Below are 18205 nucleotides of genomic sequence, written 5' to 3' on the forward strand. Positions count from 1 at the left end.
GCTTTCCTCTTACGAGGTCGGCGCCCCTTCGCAGGTGATCGGCGTATCACTGATATCAGTGATACGCTGGGTTTCCCCTGAATCCGTGGCCAGCACCAAAAGCGTGCCCTCATCTATAAACGGGATCCAACAGTTTTCAGGGTCTGGCGCGTCTTCGTATAAAAAGCACAAAAGCGGCCCGCGGATTTCGATCCGCCCATAGGTGCAGCGGCCCGTTTTATCCGCCCAGACAGATAGATCACGGCGCAGGAACTGCTCCTCGCCGATCAACTGCCCTGACAGCACGCTGGAAAAGCTAAGCGTCCGGTTGACCGCAATATCTAAAAACCCGTCGGGGGTGAGTTGATCCTGTGCCTGCGCAGGCACCGCCAGTGTGGAAAGCAAAACCGCTATGAAAAGCGCCTTCAATCGCATGAAAGCGCTTTTGCAAAGCTGGCCCGTCCTTTGTGGGGGCCAATATCTTTGGCAGTCAAAGTCGATCCATCAAATGTCACCGCGATCAGGCGCGCCCAATTCGCGCTTGCGACGATCATCTCGGGGCCATTGCCACACTCTCTGAGGCCACCAGCGATATCTGTCTCGCCAATCCGGTGATTTGTTAAACCTCCCAGCGAATCCAGAGAAACCAGCGCCCCATCGACATAGCGCCAAATGCGCAAGGTCTTGGCAAGGTGGGGGCGGTCGATATAGGCAAGCTCTACTGCGCCATCCCCATCCATGTCGGCAATGGCGATCGGGGCCAGCCAACGGTTTCGTGTGCCGATATAGGGGGTCGCGGCCAAAAGGCCTTCGCTTGTGTAAACCGCAAGGCGTGCGCCTTTGTCTTGATGGCTTTCCACAACAACAACTTCTGGCAAGCCGTCACCATCGACATCTACAAGGCGCGGCGCGGTATCTTCGAAAACACGGCTTTCAGGCAGTCGGATAACATGGCGTTTGTTACTACCTCTAAAACGTAGTTCCAGCGCCCCATGTTCGATCGTATCGCCCAAAACACCATGCGGATACCGCGTCGTTGGTTCCGCGTATGTGGCCGAGACCAAAGGTTGCGCCGTTTGCGCATCGGTTGCCACAGGCGCCAGCAACGCCAGCCCCGCGCAAGCAGCTTTCAGCCCGCGGCGCACATGCCCGAGCTGGCAGCGCAACAACAGACGCCGCGCCCCCGAAACCATCAGATTTGCTTCTCTGGCATTTTTACGCGCAAACCGTCCAGATCATCGGTCACTTTAATTTGGCACGTCAGTCGCGAGGTCGCCGCGTCTGGCTCATAAGCGAAATCAAGCATGTCTTCTTCCATGTCGTCCTTTGCAGGCACTTTTTCTACCCAAGCAGGATCAACATAGACATGGCAGGTTGAACAGGCGCAAGCGCCGCCGCAATCGGCCTCAATTCCAGGAATATTGTTGTCGCGCGCACCTTCCATGACAGTCATGCCATTGGCTACTTCTACAACATGCTCGGTGCCGTTGTGTTCAACATAGGTAATCTTGGCCATCAAAGGTGCCCTCTTGCAGATGATTTCTTCCTTTTCTACGCAAGCTCATGCCCCTACGCCAGCCCTCTTTTGCGCTGCATTCTGCTAAGAGTATTCTGGGTTCTAGGCAGCGCATAAAAAAGCGGCTAGGGTGCGCCAATACAAACAGACCCAAAGGCATTGGGCCATGGCACAGGCAACAAACATTCAGCGCAAGGCGCGGACGGTCGCGGCCCTTTTGGGCATGGCGGTTTTGGCCGCTTGCCTGCAATCCGAAACCACCTCGGAAAGCGGCGTTATTCAGGGAAATGGATTGGCCCCTCCCGGGGCGCCTTCTGGCACCTGTTGGGGTAAAATACCAACGCCAGCCGTTATTGAGACGGTGACGGAACAGGTGCTTGTCACACCAGCCAAGATCAACGCGGATGGAACAGTCGCGTCTTTGCCAGTTTACCGCGAAGAAAGCCGGCAACAGATTGTCACGCCCCGCACAGATCGGTGGTTTGAAATCCCCTGCCCTCCGGCCTTTACGGTTGAGTTCGTTTCAACCCTTCAACGCGCATTGCTTGCGCGGGGCCTTTACGCTGGCCAGATCACCGGAAACATGGATGCGGCCACACGCCGCGCTGTTCTAGCCGTTCAAAGCGCCGATGGTTTGCCCAGTGATGTTTTATCCATCGAAACGGCACGTGAGCTTGGCCTTGTTGCGGTTCCGCGCTCTCAATAGTCGGCCGACTAAAACTCTGGTTACCGCAACAAAAAAGGCGCCCTTTATCAAAGGCGCCTTTTTCAATTTATCTGGGCAGGCTTACTGCTCTTCGAGGGTCAGCGCCACAAAGCGCGGGTCACCTGCACGGCGCACCAACAGCAACAAGGATTTACGCCCTGCTTCGCGTGCGGCATCCACACGGCTGTTCAGATCAGCGATTGTTTTGACCTTTTGCTGTCCAGCTTCGGTCACGATGTCACCAGCCCGAAGACCTTTTTCAAAGGCTTCCGATCCCTCTTCGACATTTGTAACCGCCAGACCTTCCATCTGAGCAGATGCGCCCAGCTCTTCGCGCATTTCATCCGTCAAAGGCGTCACGGTGAGGCCCAGCAACGAAGAAACCTCAGGGGCTTCGCTGGTTTCTGGTTCCTCTTCTTGGGCTGGCTGGGCTTCACCATTGGCGTCTTCGCGGCGGCCTAGAACCACGGCGATTGTCTGGCTTTTACCTTCACGCAGAACCGTCACACGGACCGTTGCACCAACGGGGCTGTTGCCAACCTGACGCACCAGACCTCGGGTGTCTTCAACCTCGGCACCGTCAAAGGACAGGATCACATCGCCTGTTTCCAGACCCGCGTCTTTTGCCGGACCGTCTGGCACATCAGTAATCAAGGCGCCAGTTGCGTTTTCCAGCCCCATGGCATCGGCCACATCCTCGGTCACGTCCTGAATGCGAACACCCAACCAACCGCGGCGGGTTTCGCCAAACTCTTTCAACTGATCCACAACGCGGGTGACAACATTTGCCGCCATTGAAAAACCGATCCCGATGGACCCACCATTGGGCGACAGGATTGCCGTGTTCACGCCGATCACATCACCGTCCATGTTGAACAGCGGCCCGCCAGAGTTACCACGGTTAATCGCGGCATCCGTCTGGATGTAGTCGTCATAGGTACCTGACAGCGCACGGTTACGCGCGCTCACGATGCCTGCAGAAACCGAAAATCCCTGCCCTAGCGGGTTACCCATGGCGATCACCCAATCGCCAACACGCGACATATCGCTATCCCCAAAGCTCACAAAAGGCAGCGGACCATCTGCTTCGACTTTCAGCAAGGCGATGTCGGTGTTCGGATCGGTGCCGATAACCTTTGCAACCAGCTCTTCTCCTGAGAAGAATTCGATCGTGATTTCATCAGCGCCTTCGATCACGTGGTTATTTGTCACCACAAAACCATCCTCGGAAATCACAAACCCCGATCCCAACGCCGAAGAGCGGCGGGGCGTTTGGGAATCGTCATTCTCACGGTTGCGATCTTGGAACTCGCGGAAAAAATCCTCAAAAGGAGACCCTTCGGGCACAATCCCGCGGGGGCCTGTGCGCCCTTCGACCAAAGTCGAGGTGGTGATGTTCACAACTGAGGGGCTGATTTTTTCAGCCAGCGGCGCAAGGCTCTCAGGTTTGGCATAGGCCATGACCGTCTGCAAAACGACCAATGTCAGCGCCATGAGCCCGACAAGAGCGGCCTTTGTGGCCGTTGAAAAGGAATTAGTTTGTACTTTGGCGACCGCTTTGGGCTGCATAAATCGTCTCCTGATCGAAATATTGCCCAAGGACGGGCGTATTCTTGGCGACCAGACTGCATGCTGCTTGGCTGGATCGCAATATGAAACATGGGCCTTTAGCTATTGTTTTCAACCTAGCATGACAAAGCTGTGAAATGATTTCGCGCAAACTATTAATTGAACTACGTTTCTGGCTGTCACATGCTACGGGAAACAGATCACGATCATTTCAGGAGCAGATCATGAGCCATGTCCTTCACCGAAATTTGATGGCCAGCCAACCCAGTATCGTGGGCGGCGAAGGTGCATATCTGATTGATGACGCGGGAAACCGTTACCTTGATGCCTGTGGCGGCGCGGCGGTTTCCTCGCTGGGGCATGACAATCCGGCCGTGCGCAAAGCGATTTGCGATCAGGTCAACACGCTTGCCTTTGCCCATACTGGGCTTTTCACGAACCAATGGGCCGAAGAATTGTCGGACTTCCTTGTGGCTCATGCCCCCAAGGGCACGGGTGAAGGTCGGGTGATGTATCTGGGCAGTGGGTCAGAGGCGATGGAGGCCGCCCTGAAACTGGCGCGCCAATACCATGTCGAGCGCGGCGAACCCCAGCGCGCCCATATCATCGCGCGTGCGCCCTCTTATCACGGGAATACACTTGGCGCCTTGGCCGTTAGCGGACATGCAGGCAGACGCGCGCCCTTTGATCCGCTGCTGATCCAGACGCACCATATCGATGCCACCTATGGCTACCGCCTGCGCGAAGATGGCGAAACCGAAGAAGCATTCGGCCTGCGTATGGCCAACCAATTGGAACAAAAGATCCTTGATCTGGGCAAGGATAGCGTCTGTGCCTTTGTGGCTGAACCAGTTGTAGGTGCCTCTTTGGGAACGCAGCCAGCGCCAAAGGGGTATTTCACACGCATCCGCGAAATCTGTGACAGCTACGGCGTGCTTTATATTGCGGATGAGGTGATGTGTGGCATGGGCCGCACGGGGTCCCTGTTTGCCCTCGAACAAGAAGGTATTTGCGCGGATATTACCACCATGGCCAAAGGGTTGGGTGCTGGGTACCAGCCCATCGCGGCTGTTATGGCCTCGCAAAAGGTTTGTGATGCAATCACGGCTGGCTCTGGCAAGCTGTGGAATGGCCACACTTATATGAGCCACGCCGTAGCAACCGCTGGCGCGCTGGCGGTGATGAAAGAAATCCAAAGCAACGATCTGCTTTCAGCCGTCAAAACGCTGGGAACCCAGCTAGAAGAAGGGTTGCGCGCGCGTTTGGGACAGCATGCCCATGTGGGTGACATTCGGGGCCGCGGCCTGTTTTGGACAGCCGAGATCGTGGCAGACCGCGCCACCAAAGAACCCTTTGATGTATCGCGCAACATCGCTGGCAAGGTTCAGCAGGCTGCCCTGTCAGCAGGTATGATCTGTTACCCTGCGCAGGGATGTGCGGATGGCACGGCGGGGGATCATATTCTGCTCGCGCCCTGCTTTACCTCATCGCCGGAAGAGATCGACATCATTGTCGACGCCTTAGCCAATGCGATTGATCAGGCAACCACCTAACCAGAGCCGATACAGCAAGCTAGCGCAGTAACAAAAAGGGGCCGACACTGATGTGCGGCCCCTTTTCTATATTTCTGTGATGCCCAGCTTACTCAGCTGCGGCTTCGCCTTTGTCTGAACGCAGGTAGTTAAAGAATTCGCTTTCCGGGGAAAGAACCATCGTCGAATTTTCCCCCTTTAGCGCCGCCTCATAGGCTGCCAATGAACGGTAGAATTCAAAGAACTCTGCATCCTTGGAATAGGATTCAGCAAAGATACGGTTCCGTTCAGCATCTGCTTCACCTTCAATGATACGCGCATCACGGTTGGCTTCGGAAAGGATCTCTTCGTAGGTACGATCCGCCAGAGCGGTCACACGCGCCGCAGCCTCGCGACCACGCGCGCGTTCGTCCGTTGCTTCGCGATCACGTTCCGCGATCATGCGGCGCAGGGTCGCGTCAAAGTTCTGCTCGGGCAGGTTTGTCTGGCGCAGGCGCACATCCACAACCTCAAGGCCCAAGGCATTTGCACGCACGTCAGAACGGGTTTTGATCTGGTCCATCAGCGCGGAACGCTCTGGCGACAAGATCGTGTTCGATGTCACACCCTGCGAACCCAGAACCGCGCGGATCTGGGATTCGAGAATACCGCTCAGGTCGTTTGCAGCGCGGGATTCACCGCCGGAACCAACCGCTTGGCGGTACTGAACAACGTCATCAATGCGGTACAAAACAAAAGCATCCACACGCAGACGACGATCATCCGCAGGGGTCACTTCGATAACAGGCGTTTCCAAAGACAGGATACGGTCTTCAAAGCGGGCGATCTCGTCAACCAAAGGTACTTTGAAACCCAGACCAGGTTCGGTGCGAACCTGTTTGATCTGACCAAAACGCAGAACCAGCGCCTTTTCACGCTCATCTACGACAAAGACAGATGACAGGATGACGGCCGCGACGATTGCAATAATCGGAAGCAAAAAGCTGGACTTATTCATCAGTTATTCCCTCCGCTGCGGCGCAGCTCGTTGAGTGGCAGATACGGAACAATGCCTTGTCCGCCTCCCTCACCTTTGTTTTCAAGGATGATCTTGTCGACGTCACCCAGAACTTTTTCCATCATTTCCAGATACAGACGTTTGCGTGTTACGTCTGGCGCTGCTTTGTATTCGGTCAAAACGGCTTCGAAACGGCTCGCTTCACCGATGGCGCCGTTTACTTCGCGCGCGCGGTAGCCTTCGGCAGCTTCCAGCAGCTTGGCGCTTTCACCACGTGCTTCGGCTGTTTTCTGGTTGGCATAAGCGTCCGCCTGACGTTCTAGGCGGTCGCGTTCCTGTTCTGCGGCCTGAACATCGCGGAAGGCATCCACAACGGATACGTTTTCCGTGTTGCCCTGCGCATCAGTGACCATAACCGTTTCTTGTGGTGGGTCGACCTTGTTTACGTTGACACGCAACACTCTGATCCCCGTTTCACGGTTATCCAATGTTCCTTGGATCAGGCTTTTTACGGTTTCTTCAACCAGACCACGGTCACGGTTCAGGATCGGAGCAAGCTCGGATTGTGCGATAACCTCGCGCATCGCGGATTCAGAAATCGCCCGAACCGACGCGTCAGGATCGCGCAGCGAGAATTTGAATTGCTCCGCGTCTTTGATGTTCCAAACAACCTGAAAATCAATGTCGACGATGTTTTCATCGGTCGTCAGCATCAGGCCTTCGTCACCGTTGCCGCCGCGGCTCACGCCCAGCGTTTCGGTGCGGTTGGTTGTAACGTCAAATACTTCGGCAGTGACCAGCGGCCATGGCGCAAAGTTCAGACCCTCGGTACCAATGCCCGAGAATTCACCCAAGAACAGCTCGATCGACTGCTGTTCAGGACGCACCGTATAGGTTGAGGCAAACAGCCAAGCCGCCGCAGCAGCCAAAACGCCAAGGCCAACCGTACCACGCGTGAGCGCAGGACCACCGCCGCCATTACGCGAACCACCGCTACCGCCATTGGTGCGACCACCGCCGCCCATCAGGACGCGCAGTTGCTCTTGGCCTTTTTTCACCAGCTCGTCGATTTCGGGGATCGGTGGACGATCACCGTCCCCTCCGCCCTGATTGCCGCCGCCGTTGTTTCCACGGTTGCCGCCGCCATTGTTGCCACCCTGATTGCCGCCGCCTGAATTGCCGCCGCCGCCCCAAGGACCGCCCGTGTTGCCAGCCATATTTGTTTCCCTCTAAAAGTCGCCCCGCTCGGAGGCAGGCTTGTCGTATGTGTAGTGTAAACTGTGCGTTTACACCATGAATTCAAGATGTCCGCACTGGGTTTCGCATGGTTACCAGTTCTTCGGACATGGTTGGGTGCACAGCGCAGGTTTGGTCAAACTGCTCTTTTGTGGCGCCCATTTTGATCGCGATACCCGCCAGCTGGATCATTTCACCCGCATTTGGTGCGACGATATGGCAGCCCAAAACAACGCGGGTCGCCTGAGAGACCACCAGCTTCATCATCACCCTGTCATCACGCCCCGCAAACGCAGTCTGCATGGGTTTGAAGGAGGTCGAATAGACTTCGATCGGCTCTTGCGCCGCTGCCTCTTCTTCGGACAGGCCCACGGTGCCCATTTCGGGCTGGGTAAACACTGCCGAAGCGATCAATTCATGGTCGACGGGGGTTGGCTCGCCACCAAAGACGGTTTTGACGAACGCCATCCCTTCGCGGATCGCAACAGGAGTCAGGTTCACACGGTCGGTGACATCGCCAATCGCATAGACCGAAGGCACGGCCGTCTGGCTGTATTCGTTCACCTCGATCGCGCCATTGCGCGCCATACCGATGCCCAGCGCCTCGAGGCCCATCTCATCCGAGTTTGGTCTGCGGCCTGTGCCCCAGAATACTTTTTCGAAAATCTTTTCCTGACCGGTGGAGGATTTTACAAACACGCCGCCTTCGCGCTCTTCCATCTCCAGAACGCTTGCACCCGAGTGCATCTCGATCCCGCGCGCGCGCATCTGGTCTGCGACCAATCCGCGTGCCTCATCATCAAAACCGTTCAGAATTTGCGCGCCGCGATAATATAGCGTCACGTCCACGCCCAGCCCATGCAAAATGCAGGCAAATTCACAGGCGATATATCCGCCGCCGATGATCAGCATCGAACGGGGCAGTTCGTCCATGTGGAAAATGTCATCCGAAACGATCCCCAATTCGGCGTTTGGCACGTTCAGGCGCACAGGGCGCCCCCCCGTAGCAATGAGGATATGTTTGGCTGTCTTTTCTTCGCCCGTTGAAAGCGTGACGGTATGTGCATCCTTCAAGGTTGCGCGCGCATCGAATTTCTCTACGCCCGAACCGTCCAACAGATTGCGGTACACCCCTTCGAGGCGATCCAGCTCGGCGCGCATTTTGCCGCCGAAATTGTGCCAATCAAACGTGCCGTCTTTGACGTCCCAGCCATAGTCGCGGGCATCTTGCATCGCGTCACCATAGCCCGAAGCAAAAACCATCAGCTTTTTCGGAACACATCCGCGAATAACGCAGGTACCGCCATAACGGTCTTCTTCGGCGAGGCCGACCTTGGCGCCATATTCACCTGCGGCGACACGCGCAGCACGTACGCCGCCCGAACCGCCACCAATTACAAAAAGATCATAGTCAAAATCGCTCATATCGGAGCCTTTCAATCGTTCAGGTCGGAAAAGAGGTTATCGCTCTCTACAAAATCCAGCCGCTCGGTGGCGACTGTGCCTTCATTTATGTCGCGCACTTCAACCTTGCCATCCCCATAGCCGATCACAACTGTGTCACAGATATCAATGAACAGGCCGTTTTCAACAACGCCGGGCATTTGGTTCACCACCAGCGCCAGCTGACGCGGGTTGCCAATACGCCCCAGATGCAGGTCAAGGATGTGGTTGCCCTCATCTGTCACAAAGGGGCGGTCCCCATTCATGCGCAACGTGCTCGTGCGCCCCAGCACATCCATCGAGATCAGCGTTTCTTCAACCAATGCCTGAGTGGTCTGCCAGCCAAAGGGGATCACTTCGATCGGCAGGGGAAAGGACCCGAGGTGTTCAACCTCTTTGCCGATATCGGCAATCACCACCATCTGGTCGCTGGCTGTCGCCACGATTTTCTCTTGCAACAGCGAACCGCCGCCGCCTTTGATCAGGTTCAGGTCACCGTCGAATTCATCTGCGCCATCAATCGTCAAGTCCAGCCATTTGGCCTCATCCAGACTGATCACATCAATCCCGACTTCACGCGCCAATTGCGCTGTGCGCGACGATGTTGGCACGCCTTTGATCTTTAGCCCCTCATCGCGCACCATCTCACCCAGACAGCGCACCAGCCATGCCGCGGTCGAGCCCGACCCCAACCCGACCCGCATGCCATTTTCCACAAATTCTACCGCGCGCTTAGCCGAAACAAACTTGGCTTTATCAATTGGGGAAAGTTCGCCGGACATGGGGGCAGCTCCACGGGAATAATAACTATGCAAACCTATAGGCCGAAACGCGCCCGTGTGCGAGGGGCCAAAACAGGGTTTTTGATACATTCCCCTATGATACCCGCCAAATAAACCTGAAATTGCAACGGACCACCTAGACAGCGCAAAACAGCAGCCGCATGCGATTTTCTTTTGTTGCAAAACATCTCTGCCCGAAACAGGCCCCATCCGGTCGCTTTCAGACAAGTGGGAAGGCGCGCGCTGGCACAGGAATAATCCATGACTTATGTGCTACATTATGCCCCAGATAACGCGTCGATGATTATACGGCTTGCCCTCGAACATCTGGGCCTGCCCTACCGCGCGCAGCTTGTTGACCGCTCGGTTAATGCGCAAAATGCGCCGGATTATCTTGCCATCAATCCAAACGGGTTGATCCCGTCGTTGCAAACGCCTGCAGGGGTTTTGTTTGAAACAGGGGCTATTTTGCTATGGCTGGGGGATACACATAAAGGCCTTGCGCCAATGCCCGAAGACGACGCGCGCGCCGATTACCTCAAATGGCTGTTTTACACCGCAAACACCCTGCACCCCGCCCTGCGGATGATTTTTTACGCTGACAAATACATCGGAGAAGACACCGCCCATCAAGATGCTCTGCGGCTGGGTCTGCAGGGGCAACTGAAGGCCGCGCTGGAAAAACTGGACCAAATTGCCGCCTCAGAACCCAGCTGGCTGGGGGGGGCAAACCCGGGGGCATTGGATTTCTATATTGCCTGCTGTCTGCGGTGGTGCGCATTGTACCCGCAGGATGTCTCGCGGGACTGGTTTGACCTTAATCAGACACCCGCCCTCGCGCGGATGTGTTCCAATCTTGAAACACTGCCCTGTACGATTGCGTTACAAAAGGCCGAAGGGTTGGGCGAAACCCCTTTCACCGCGCCGTCCTATGCGAACCCGCCCCAAGGGAGTGCAACCTGATGTTCCTATCTGTTTTCGAAATGTTCAAAGTCGGCATTGGCCCCTCTTCTTCGCATACGATGGGGCCGATGGTGGCTGCGGCACGGTTTCTAGAGCAAATGCGCGCCTCTCCGTTTCATTTTGCAGGGCTGCGCGCATCGCTGCACGGCAGTTTGGCCTTTACAGGTGTGGGGCACGCAACTGACCGCGCCACGATCCTTGGCCTTGCGGGGTTCACCCCCGAAACCTATGACGCCGAGCAGGCCGAAAAGGTGCTAAAGGAGATTGCGCAAACCCGTATGATCCACGTGCCCGATCTGCCCCCCCTCAAATTTGCGCCCAAAACGGATCTGGTCTTTGATTACGACACACAGCTTGAGGGGCATGCAAATGGCATGATCCTGATGGCAACAGACGCCCAAGGCGATGTAACCATGCGGCAGGTTTACTATTCGATTGGCGGTGGCTTTGTCATGACCGAAGAGGAGCTTTCGGCGGGCAAGGACACCGAGGAAGGTGCGGCTGTCCCCTATCCGTTCAAATCAGCGGCCGAGATGTTGGAGATGGCAAAGACCTCGGGCAAAACGATTGCTGGGATGAAACGCGCCAATGAGGAATCCCGTGGCGGCGCGGATCATCTGGTGCGGGGAACAAAGCGGCTTTGGCAAGTGATGAGCGATTGCATTGATCGCGGGCTGGAAACCGAAGGCACCCTACCCGGTGGCCTGAATGTAAAACGCCGCGCCAAAGGCATTCACGACGCGCTGATGGCTGAGCGCGGCATGAACCTATCTGCCCCCCATACGATCAACGACTGGATGAGCGTCTATGCCATGGCCGTGAACGAAGAAAACGCGGCTGGCGGCCAAGTTGTCACCGCGCCGACAAACGGTGCGGCGGGGGTCATGCCTGCTACGCTACGCTATTACCTTGACCATGTGCCCGGCGCTTCGGAAAGCCATATCGAGGATTTCTTGCTCACCGCTGCTGCGATTGGCGGACTGGTCAAATTCAACGCCTCTATCTCGGGAGCCGAGGCAGGCTGTCAGGCCGAGGTCGGCTCGGCCGCGGCGATGTCAGCGGCGGGGCTATGCGCCGTGATGGGCGGCACGCCGGAACAGGTCGAAAACGCTGCGGAAATCGCACTAGAGCATCATCTAGGCATGACATGCGATCCCGTGCGCGGCCTTGTTCAGGTTCCTTGTATCGAACGTAACGGATTGGGCGCGATCAAAGCCGTCTCTGCCGCGTCATTGGCCCTGCGCGGCGATGGCACCCATTTGGTTCCACTGGATGCATGTATCGAAACCATGCGCCAGACGGGCGCGGATATGAGCGAAAAATACAAAGAGACGTCGCTGGGCGGTCTGGCCGTTAACATCCCGAACTGCTGAAGATTTTTCAGACCAGTCAATCGCCAATGAGCTTGCAAGGTGTGCCCCTACCCCCTACGGCTGAACCATGAATGATGATCGGCCAGTTCTGGGTATTCTGTTGATGTTGGGATTTTGCATCCTTGCACCTCTTGGCGATTCAATTGCAAAAATACTGGGCGCGACCATCCCGCTGGGGCAATTGGTGCTGACGCGATTTGCGGTTCAGGCTGCCTTGCTTATCCCTGTTATTATGTTTGCAGGTCTGAAATGGCGCCTGCCCCCTGATGTTCTGGCATTGGCAACCTTGCGGACTGTGCTGCACATCCTCGGGATTGGCTTCATGTTCACCTCTCTCTTATACCTGCCCTTGGCAGATGCGGTCGCAATCGCGTTTGTGATGCCGTTTATTATGCTTTTGCTGGGGCGGTTCGTTTTGAACGAGGAAGTCGGCATGCATCGGCTCATCGCTTGCGCTGTTGGGTTTATCGGCACGCTTTTGGTGATCCAACCCAACTTTCTGGCGGTGGGGTGGGTTGCGCTGCTGCCTGTTGCTGTTGCGGTGATCTTTGCCCTGTTTATGCTGACCACCCGTCAAATCGCAAAAAAGGTTGACCCCATCGCCCTTCAAGGGGTCAGCGGGTGCATCGCAACCGTCATATTGTTACCATTCCTCGCGATTGGCTGCGCGATAGATTTTGCACCGCTGAGCGTGGTCACCCCGAACCCAACCGAATGGCTGCTGCTGGCCGCGATTGGCATTTTGGGCACATTGGCCCATCTGGTGATGACGTGGTCTTTGCGCTTTGCGCCGAGTGCGACACTGGCGCCGATGCAGTATCTGGAAATTCCAATGGCGACCGTTGTCGGGTTTTGGCTGTTTAGCGAATTACCAAACAGGATGGCCGCGATCGGCATTGTCATCACTGTTATGGCAGGCGTTTATGTTATCTTTCGCGAACAGGCCAACGCGCGCCGCCTTGCAAAAATTGCGCCACCAGCGGCCTGAGATATTTGCGCGGCAGGAACAACAACATCCCCGCCTCGTCTATTTCAATACTGATCTTGCCGGTTGCCATATTCGACGTGCCAATGGTTTGCATTGGCCCAAATACCAAACCGTCGATTGGCCATTTCAGGCCTGTACTGCGGCCTGTTGTGCGCATGATCGGGTAAAGAGACACCACCTCCCCTGCCTCCATATCCAATGACAGGCTAGGCGGCGCCATCACAATGACTTCCTCTTCCCCAACAAGAATGCAGGGGCGTTCTGCCCGCACCAATAACGTGTGAAAAGCCGCCAATTGGTGGTCGATCCGTTTACCGCCAAAGCCAATGCCAATCACCAGCGGGGCCTCGACATGGCGAAGTGCCTTGTCGAAATCAGTGGATTGTTGTTCACTTATGCGATGCTGGCGTTCTTTGGCGAGCTGGGCCAATGCCTCTGGGGGGGCGCTGTCCAGATCTCCGATAACGGCCTCAACCGCCGCGCCCGCCGCTTGCGCCGCAACCAAGCCGCCATCGACCGCAATCAGGCGGGGGGCTATGGTTAATGCCTCAGCAAGGTCTTGTGATTTAACATCCCCCCCACCAACTAATGTAACGGGATCGGTACTGATGATAATGGGTTTGGACATACTTCTTTCGCGTCTAAATAGTGAATGGGCCACAAATTCGTCACACAATGGCACCGAGGCCGGCACAGTTTCGGGCCGCTTTAGCCTTGGGTATCATGGTAAACAAATCATCACAAAGACGCAGAGGACGAGCATCCGATGATTAACAACAACAAGATTCTTACTGTTTCCTATGGCACATTCTCGTGCACGCTCGAAGGATTCGATGATTCCTTTGGCACGATGAAGGCTATTGCGGAATATTTTCGCGATCTATCCGCCGATGACAGGTATTTTGGTGCCGAACCGGCCCAACCTGACGCACAAATGTTGGCGCGCATCGCCCAGCGCGAAATTTCACGCCATGTTGAAGCGCGCGAGGATGAAGGCCGCATCGTTCTTTCTGCTCAGGAAGCGCAACAAGCAGAAAAACTGCTGGGCGACGCCGCTGAGGAAGTCGAGATCGAAACAACGGCACCAAAGGCAAAGGCCGCAGCCCTTGCCGAATCAGAGCCGCAGATCGAAGAGGTTGTAGCAGCCGAAGCCGAACGCGAAACCGCGCTGGACGACACACCCGTTGAGATCGAAGCCGAAGCAGTCGTTGCCGAAGAGGTTGAAGAGCTGATCGAGGTGGATGAACCTGACATCGTTCCAAGCCTGCCTGACGCTGATGTTGAAGCCTTCTTTGCAGCAAGCCTTGATGCTGATGACGCCGAGCAGGAAGAAGAGCAGCCAGCGGTTATTGCTGCGGCAGAACCAGCACAAGAAAAAGCCAAAGCAGACAGCATCGCAGACAAACTCAAGCGTATTCGCGCGGTCGTCTCGCAGCAGTCCGAAGCTGACGCAGATCCCGCCTATTCCGAAGACCAGCATGCTGACGCGACCGCTTTGAAAGCCGCCGCTGCGATGACGCCGCTCGCGACACTAGAGGAAGAAGCGGCTGAGCTGGGCGCGGACGAGGAAAGCGATGTAATCGCAGATACGCTGCGCGATCTGGAAGATGCTTTGGACGCGGATGACGCTGCTGAGGCACAAAATACGCCCGCTGAGGATTTGGAAAGCGAAGATGACGACATCACCGCAATTCTGAACCGCCTTGAACAAGAAGCAGACCACACCAGCGAAGCGCCCGTAGAAGTGGACGATGCGGATATGGATGACGACATCCTTGCCGCGATGGATAGCCTTGTTGCAGCGCCAGAGGGCGAAGATCTGGATGATTTGGATGACGGCAGCCTGTTTGACGGTGGCGATGACATCGAAGACATTGCCGACATCGAAGAAGTTGAAGAAGCCGCCCCTGTTGCCCCTCGCGCCCGTGTTTTGAAAGTGAAACGCGCAACCTTGGAAGCGGCCATTCGTGCGGGTCAACTTGAGGAATATGATGACGAAGAAGGCAATGTAGAGGCCGAACCTATTCGCAAGGCACCTCTGGCGAAAAAGTCGACTTTGAGCGATCAAGCCGAAGAAGAGCTGGCCCGCGAGCTTGCTGAACTCGAAGCGGATATGAAGGCCGAGGAAATCTCGGAAGCTGTTCAAGAGGTTGAGCCAGAAGCCCCTGAAGACGTTGCAAAACCTGTTGATGACCAAATCGACATCATGTCAGATATCCACGGCGATGCAGACGACGATCTGTCGCGCTTGATGGCGGAAACAGACAGCCAGATGGACGAACCTGAAGGCGCAAACCGTCGGGATGCTTTTGCACATCTACGTGCAGCCGTTGCCGCCAAAAAAGCGGACGAAGCGGTAGGTGGCTCATTGGATGAGCAAGGAACAGACGAAGCCTATCGCGATGATTTGGCAAGCGTTGTTCGCCCACGCCGTCCGGCTTCGGGATCGGGTTCGCGTGTACGGACGGAACGTCCTAGCGAAAAACGCCCCGCGCCTTTAAAGCTGGTCGCAGAGCAGCGCATCGATGTTAAAGAAAAGATCATCGTAAAACCCGTTCGCCCGCGCCGAGTTGCCAAAGTTGTCAAAACGCAGGCCGCGGAAACGGCACCTGGTGCGACCAGCTTTGTCGATTTTGCTGCTGAAGTCGGGGCAACCAAACTGCCTGACATTTTGGAAGCGGCGGCGGCTTACCTATCCTTTGTGGAAGGCCTTGATCAATTCTCGCGCCCACAACTGATGACAAAGGTCCGTCAGGTAGAGAAAGAAGACTTCACACGCGAAGACAGCCTGCGTTCCTTTGGAAAGTTGCTGCGCGAAGGTAAGATTGAAAAGCTGAAAGGTGGCCGTTTTCAGGCCTCTGACCAGATCGCCTTCCAACCCGAAGCACGCGCCGCGAGCTAAGTTTGAAAGCAAAGACAAAGAAAAGGCGGGCCAAACGGTCCGCCTTTTTTCGTTTTAGGGGCGCTTTAATTTAAGGGGTCTTCAGGCCCATCCGGATCCGCCTGACCAACGCCTTTAAAGACAGCCTTTAAGGGGAAAGCCCAAATCACGCCTGATCCGACGTAAAACAACAGCTCGACCCAGAAAGGCGGGCGCTCAAACAAAGAAATGACATAGACCAAAGCCACAATATACACTGGCAACGCCACCAGCAGTACAAATAGCGATAACCGACGGCGGGATTTATAGCTAAGAGCCATGTGGTTTCCTTTGGTTTGCAGCGGGGGCTGCCCGCTGCAATTTCACTGCGTCACATCAATCCGCGAAGGGGTCGGTTACCAGAATCGTGTCTTCACGCTCAGGTGACGTGGAAAGAAGCGCAACAGGGCATTCGATCAGCTCTTCAACGCGGCGAACGTATTTGATCGCCTCTGCAGGCAGATCCGCCCACGAACGTGCGCCCTCAGTGGATTGAGACCACCCTGGCATTTCTTCGTAGATGGGTTTGCAACGCGCCTGTTGGTCCGCAGCCGTTGGAAGGTAATCCAGTCGTTTACCATCCAGCTCATAGGCAACGCAGATTTTCAGCGTTTCAAAGCCGTCCAACACGTCAAGCTTGGTGAAGGAAATACCGCTCACCCCTGATGTGGCGCAGGTCTGGCGCACCAGCACCGCATCAAACCATCCACAGCGGCGTTTGCGCCCCGTAACCGTGCCAAATTCATGGCCCCGCTCACCCAAACGCTGACCATCCGCATCGTCGAGCTCTGCTGGAAACGGGCCTTCGCCCACGCGCGTTGTATAGGCTTTTACGATGCCCAGAACGAAATCAATTGATCCAGGGCCAATGCCTGTACCCGTTGCCGCCTGCCCCGCAATCACGTTGGAAGAGGTCACAAACGGGTAGGTTCCGAAATCAATATCCAAAAGCGCGCCTTGCGCCCCTTCAAACAAGATGCGCTTACCCGCGCGGCGTTTTTCATTCAGAATTTTCCAAACTGGTGCCGCATATTCCAGCACAGATGGCGCAATCGCGCGCAGGTCGGCCAGCAGCTTTTCACGGTCAACGGGCTCAAGCCCCAAACCACGGCGCAGCGCATCATGGTGCACTAAGGCGCGATCCACGCGCAGCTCTAGCGTCGCGTCATCAGCCAAATCCGCCACACGAACCGAGCGACGGCCAACCTTATCTTCATAAGCAGGGCCAATGCCGCGGCCTGTTGTACCAATTTTGGCAACTGCTGTTTGCTCTTCACGTGCGCGATCCAGCTCGCCGTGGATCGGCAGGATCAGCGGGGTGTTCTCGGCGATCATCAAGGTTTCAGGCGTAATCGTTACGCCCTGCCCACGCAGCTGAGCGATTTCTTTTTCCAGATGCCACGGGTCAAGAACCACACCATTCCCGATCACCGACAGTTTTCCACCCCGCACAATGCCAGAGGGAAGCAAGCTTAGCTTGAACACTTCTCCGTCGATAACCAGCGTGTGGCCGGCGTTATGACCGCCCTGAAAACGCGCGATCACATCAGCGCGTTCGGACAACCAGTCCACAATCTTGCCTTTACCTTCGTCACCCCATTGGGCGCCTACGACAACAACATTGGCCATGATATTCCTCTCAAAGCAGCGGTGGATCCGCCACATGCAGAATCCAAACCCGCGTCCGTATAGCGGTCTGTGCAGGCACAGGGAACCGCAAACTGCCCCTTGGCCATAGACTTTTGTATCCGAGCCTTTGATATTGGCGCGAATTACAGGTCAAAGGACAATCAAACATGGGCTTTCTACTGCGCTGGGTCTTCGCGTTTCTCTTGCTGGCAGCAACGTTTAACCCAACCGAGTATAACTATATTCAATGGGTGCGCAGCTACGGCGGCATGAATGTCTCCATTTCCGTGCTTGCTGGTCTGGTTCTACTGATCGGTTACATCATTTACCTTCGCGCAACCCTGCGCAGCATTGGTGGCTTTGGTATGGTGCTGGTTCTGGCCCTTGTTGGCGCTGGCCTTTGGGTGCTTTACGATCTCGGCGTTCTGCGCCTCCAAGACCCTAGCATGAATGTCTGGATCGGCCTCGGCGCGCTCAGCTTTGTTCTGGCGATCGGCCTAAGTTGGAGCATCGTGCGCCGCTCCCTGTCAGGACAGGCCGATGTTGATGATGTCGATGCCTGAAACGGGACG

Annotated in this window: 18 protein-coding genes; 7 read left to right on the forward strand and 11 right to left on the reverse strand. The window is 55.9% G+C overall.

From position 1 onward, the window contains the following. Positions 1-9 precede the first annotated feature (9 nt). The 3 genes from Z948_RS0102725 to Z948_RS0102735 are packed head-to-tail and all read right to left on the reverse strand — an operon-like array spanning position 10 to position 1495. On the reverse strand, positions 10-414 hold the full coding sequence (locus Z948_RS0102725; protein WP_025058042.1) for a hypothetical protein: 405 nt from the start codon (positions 412-414) through the stop codon (positions 10-12). Further along, entirely contained in the window at positions 405-1172 is a 768-nt protein-coding gene (locus tag Z948_RS0102730; RefSeq protein ID WP_025058043.1) for an FG-GAP repeat domain-containing protein, read from the reverse strand. The genes Z948_RS0102725 and Z948_RS0102730 overlap by 10 nt, the downstream gene beginning before the upstream one ends. Then, positions 1172-1495 carry a 2Fe-2S iron-sulfur cluster-binding protein gene (locus tag Z948_RS0102735; protein ID WP_025058044.1) on the reverse strand — a complete coding sequence of 108 codons (324 nt, stop codon included), beginning with the start codon at positions 1493-1495 and terminating at the stop codon, positions 1172-1174. Before Z948_RS0102735 ends, Z948_RS0102730 begins: the two co-directional genes overlap by 1 nt. Before the next feature lie 166 nt (positions 1496-1661). On the opposite strand from Z948_RS0102735, the gene Z948_RS17770 reads away from it, so the two are divergent. Further along, complete coding sequence (locus Z948_RS17770) at positions 1662-2201, forward strand: peptidoglycan-binding domain-containing protein (RefSeq protein WP_037951700.1); 540 nt, start codon at positions 1662-1664, stop codon at positions 2199-2201. An 81-nt stretch (positions 2202-2282) separates the two neighbouring features. Here the strand turns inward: Z948_RS17770 and Z948_RS0102750 are convergent, their stop codons facing one another. After that, entirely contained in the window at positions 2283-3770 is a 1488-nt protein-coding gene (locus Z948_RS0102750) for a DegQ family serine endoprotease (RefSeq protein ID WP_025058045.1), read from the reverse strand. Positions 3771-3991: 221 nt separating this feature from the next. On the opposite strand from Z948_RS0102750, the gene Z948_RS0102755 reads away from it, so the two are divergent. Continuing rightward, a complete protein-coding gene (locus Z948_RS0102755) occupies positions 3992-5323 on the forward strand; it encodes an aspartate aminotransferase family protein (protein WP_425427146.1) in 1332 nt (443 codons plus the stop codon). Between the two features lie 88 nt (positions 5324-5411). Here the strand turns inward: Z948_RS0102755 and hflC are convergent, their stop codons facing one another. From hflC to rpiA, 4 genes are all read right to left on the reverse strand, one after another. After that, the gene (gene hflC, locus Z948_RS0102760) at positions 5412-6299 is read right to left on the reverse strand and encodes a protease modulator HflC (RefSeq protein ID WP_025058047.1); all 888 of its coding nucleotides are present in this window, start codon (positions 6297-6299) and stop codon (positions 5412-5414) included. Then, positions 6299-7516 (reverse strand): FtsH protease activity modulator HflK, encoded by a 1218-nt coding sequence (hflK, locus tag Z948_RS0102765; protein WP_025058048.1) that lies wholly within the window; start codon positions 7514-7516, stop codon positions 6299-6301. The genes hflC and hflK overlap by 1 nt, the downstream gene beginning before the upstream one ends. 82 nt (positions 7517-7598) lie before the next feature. After that, entirely contained in the window at positions 7599-8960 is a 1362-nt protein-coding gene (gene gor / locus Z948_RS0102770) for a glutathione-disulfide reductase (RefSeq protein ID WP_025058049.1), read from the reverse strand. An 11-nt stretch (positions 8961-8971) separates the two neighbouring features. Continuing rightward, entirely contained in the window at positions 8972-9760 is a 789-nt protein-coding gene (gene rpiA, locus Z948_RS0102775) for a ribose-5-phosphate isomerase RpiA (protein WP_025058050.1), read from the reverse strand. Between the two features lie 261 nt (positions 9761-10021). On the opposite strand from rpiA, the gene Z948_RS0102785 reads away from it, so the two are divergent. From Z948_RS0102785 to Z948_RS0102795, 3 genes are all read left to right on the forward strand, one after another. Further along, positions 10022-10723, forward strand: coding sequence for a glutathione S-transferase family protein (locus tag Z948_RS0102785; RefSeq protein WP_025058052.1), 702 nt, complete (start codon positions 10022-10024; stop codon positions 10721-10723). Further along, a complete protein-coding gene (locus Z948_RS0102790) occupies positions 10723-12096 on the forward strand; it encodes an L-serine ammonia-lyase (protein ID WP_025058053.1) in 1374 nt (457 codons plus the stop codon). Before Z948_RS0102785 ends, Z948_RS0102790 begins: the two co-directional genes overlap by 1 nt. Before the next feature lie 67 nt (positions 12097-12163). Next, a complete protein-coding gene (locus Z948_RS0102795; RefSeq protein WP_025058054.1) occupies positions 12164-13084 on the forward strand; it encodes a DMT family transporter in 921 nt (306 codons plus the stop codon). Here the strand turns inward: Z948_RS0102795 and Z948_RS0102800 are convergent. Next, the gene (locus Z948_RS0102800) at positions 13023-13712 is read right to left on the reverse strand and encodes a thiamine diphosphokinase (RefSeq protein ID WP_025058055.1); all 690 of its coding nucleotides are present in this window, start codon (positions 13710-13712) and stop codon (positions 13023-13025) included. The two genes, Z948_RS0102795 and Z948_RS0102800, sit on opposite strands and share 62 nt — an antisense overlap. A 138-nt stretch (positions 13713-13850) precedes the next feature. On the opposite strand from Z948_RS0102800, the gene Z948_RS0102805 reads away from it, so the two are divergent. Next, positions 13851-15986: a hypothetical protein gene (locus Z948_RS0102805; protein ID WP_025058056.1), complete on the forward strand. Its 2136-nt coding sequence runs from the start codon at positions 13851-13853 to the stop codon at positions 15984-15986. Between the two features lie 65 nt (positions 15987-16051). Here Z948_RS0102805 and Z948_RS0102810 read toward each other — a convergent pair whose 3' ends face one another. Together Z948_RS0102810 and Z948_RS0102815 are read right to left on the reverse strand one after the other, a co-directional pair. After that, complete coding sequence (locus Z948_RS0102810; protein ID WP_025058057.1) at positions 16052-16285, reverse strand: DUF2842 domain-containing protein; 234 nt, start codon at positions 16283-16285, stop codon at positions 16052-16054. A gap of 55 nt (positions 16286-16340) precedes the next feature. Continuing rightward, positions 16341-17633: an adenylosuccinate synthase gene (locus Z948_RS0102815; RefSeq protein WP_025058058.1), complete on the reverse strand. Its 1293-nt coding sequence runs from the start codon at positions 17631-17633 to the stop codon at positions 16341-16343. Between the two features lie 167 nt (positions 17634-17800). Between Z948_RS0102815 and Z948_RS0102820 the strand changes: the two genes are divergently transcribed. Beyond that, entirely contained in the window at positions 17801-18196 is a 396-nt protein-coding gene (locus Z948_RS0102820) for a DUF6524 family protein (RefSeq protein ID WP_025058059.1), read from the forward strand. The last annotated feature ends 9 nt before the right edge of the window (positions 18197-18205 follow it).

The organism is Sulfitobacter donghicola DSW-25 = KCTC 12864 = JCM 14565 (genome assembly GCF_000622405.1).
Taxonomy (GTDB): Bacteria; Pseudomonadota; Alphaproteobacteria; order Rhodobacterales; family Rhodobacteraceae; genus Sulfitobacter; species Sulfitobacter donghicola.

Coding starts and splice junctions, on each gene's coding strand:
- rpiA (WP_025058050.1), bottom strand. CDS start 9,760: ATGTCCGGCGAACTTTCCCCAATTGATAAAGCCAAGTTTGTTTCGGCT.
- Z948_RS0102735 (WP_025058044.1), bottom strand. CDS start 1,495: ATGGCCAAGATTACCTATGTTGAACACAACGGCACCGAGCATGTTGTA.
- Z948_RS0102795 (WP_025058054.1), top strand. CDS start 12,164: ATGAATGATGATCGGCCAGTTCTGGGTATTCTGTTGATGTTGGGATTT.
- hflC (WP_025058047.1), bottom strand. CDS start 6,299: ATGAATAAGTCCAGCTTTTTGCTTCCGATTATTGCAATCGTCGCGGCC.
- hflK (WP_025058048.1), bottom strand. CDS start 7,516: ATGGCTGGCAACACGGGCGGTCCTTGGGGCGGCGGCGGCAATTCAGGC.
- Z948_RS0102820 (WP_025058059.1), top strand. CDS start 17,801: ATGGGCTTTCTACTGCGCTGGGTCTTCGCGTTTCTCTTGCTGGCAGCA.
- Z948_RS0102785 (WP_025058052.1), top strand. CDS start 10,022: ATGACTTATGTGCTACATTATGCCCCAGATAACGCGTCGATGATTATA.
- gor (WP_025058049.1), bottom strand. CDS start 8,960: ATGAGCGATTTTGACTATGATCTTTTTGTAATTGGTGGCGGTTCGGGC.
- Z948_RS0102810 (WP_025058057.1), bottom strand. CDS start 16,285: ATGGCTCTTAGCTATAAATCCCGCCGTCGGTTATCGCTATTTGTACTG.
- Z948_RS0102730 (WP_025058043.1), bottom strand. CDS start 1,172: ATGGTTTCGGGGGCGCGGCGTCTGTTGTTGCGCTGCCAGCTCGGGCAT.
- Z948_RS17770 (WP_037951700.1), top strand. CDS start 1,662: ATGGCACAGGCAACAAACATTCAGCGCAAGGCGCGGACGGTCGCGGCC.
- Z948_RS0102815 (WP_025058058.1), bottom strand. CDS start 17,633: ATGGCCAATGTTGTTGTCGTAGGCGCCCAATGGGGTGACGAAGGTAAA.
- Z948_RS0102790 (WP_025058053.1), top strand. CDS start 10,723: ATGTTCCTATCTGTTTTCGAAATGTTCAAAGTCGGCATTGGCCCCTCT.
- Z948_RS0102800 (WP_025058055.1), bottom strand. CDS start 13,712: ATGTCCAAACCCATTATCATCAGTACCGATCCCGTTACATTAGTTGGT.
- Z948_RS0102805 (WP_025058056.1), top strand. CDS start 13,851: ATGATTAACAACAACAAGATTCTTACTGTTTCCTATGGCACATTCTCG.
- Z948_RS0102750 (WP_025058045.1), bottom strand. CDS start 3,770: ATGCAGCCCAAAGCGGTCGCCAAAGTACAAACTAATTCCTTTTCAACG.
- Z948_RS0102725 (WP_025058042.1), bottom strand. CDS start 414: ATGCGATTGAAGGCGCTTTTCATAGCGGTTTTGCTTTCCACACTGGCG.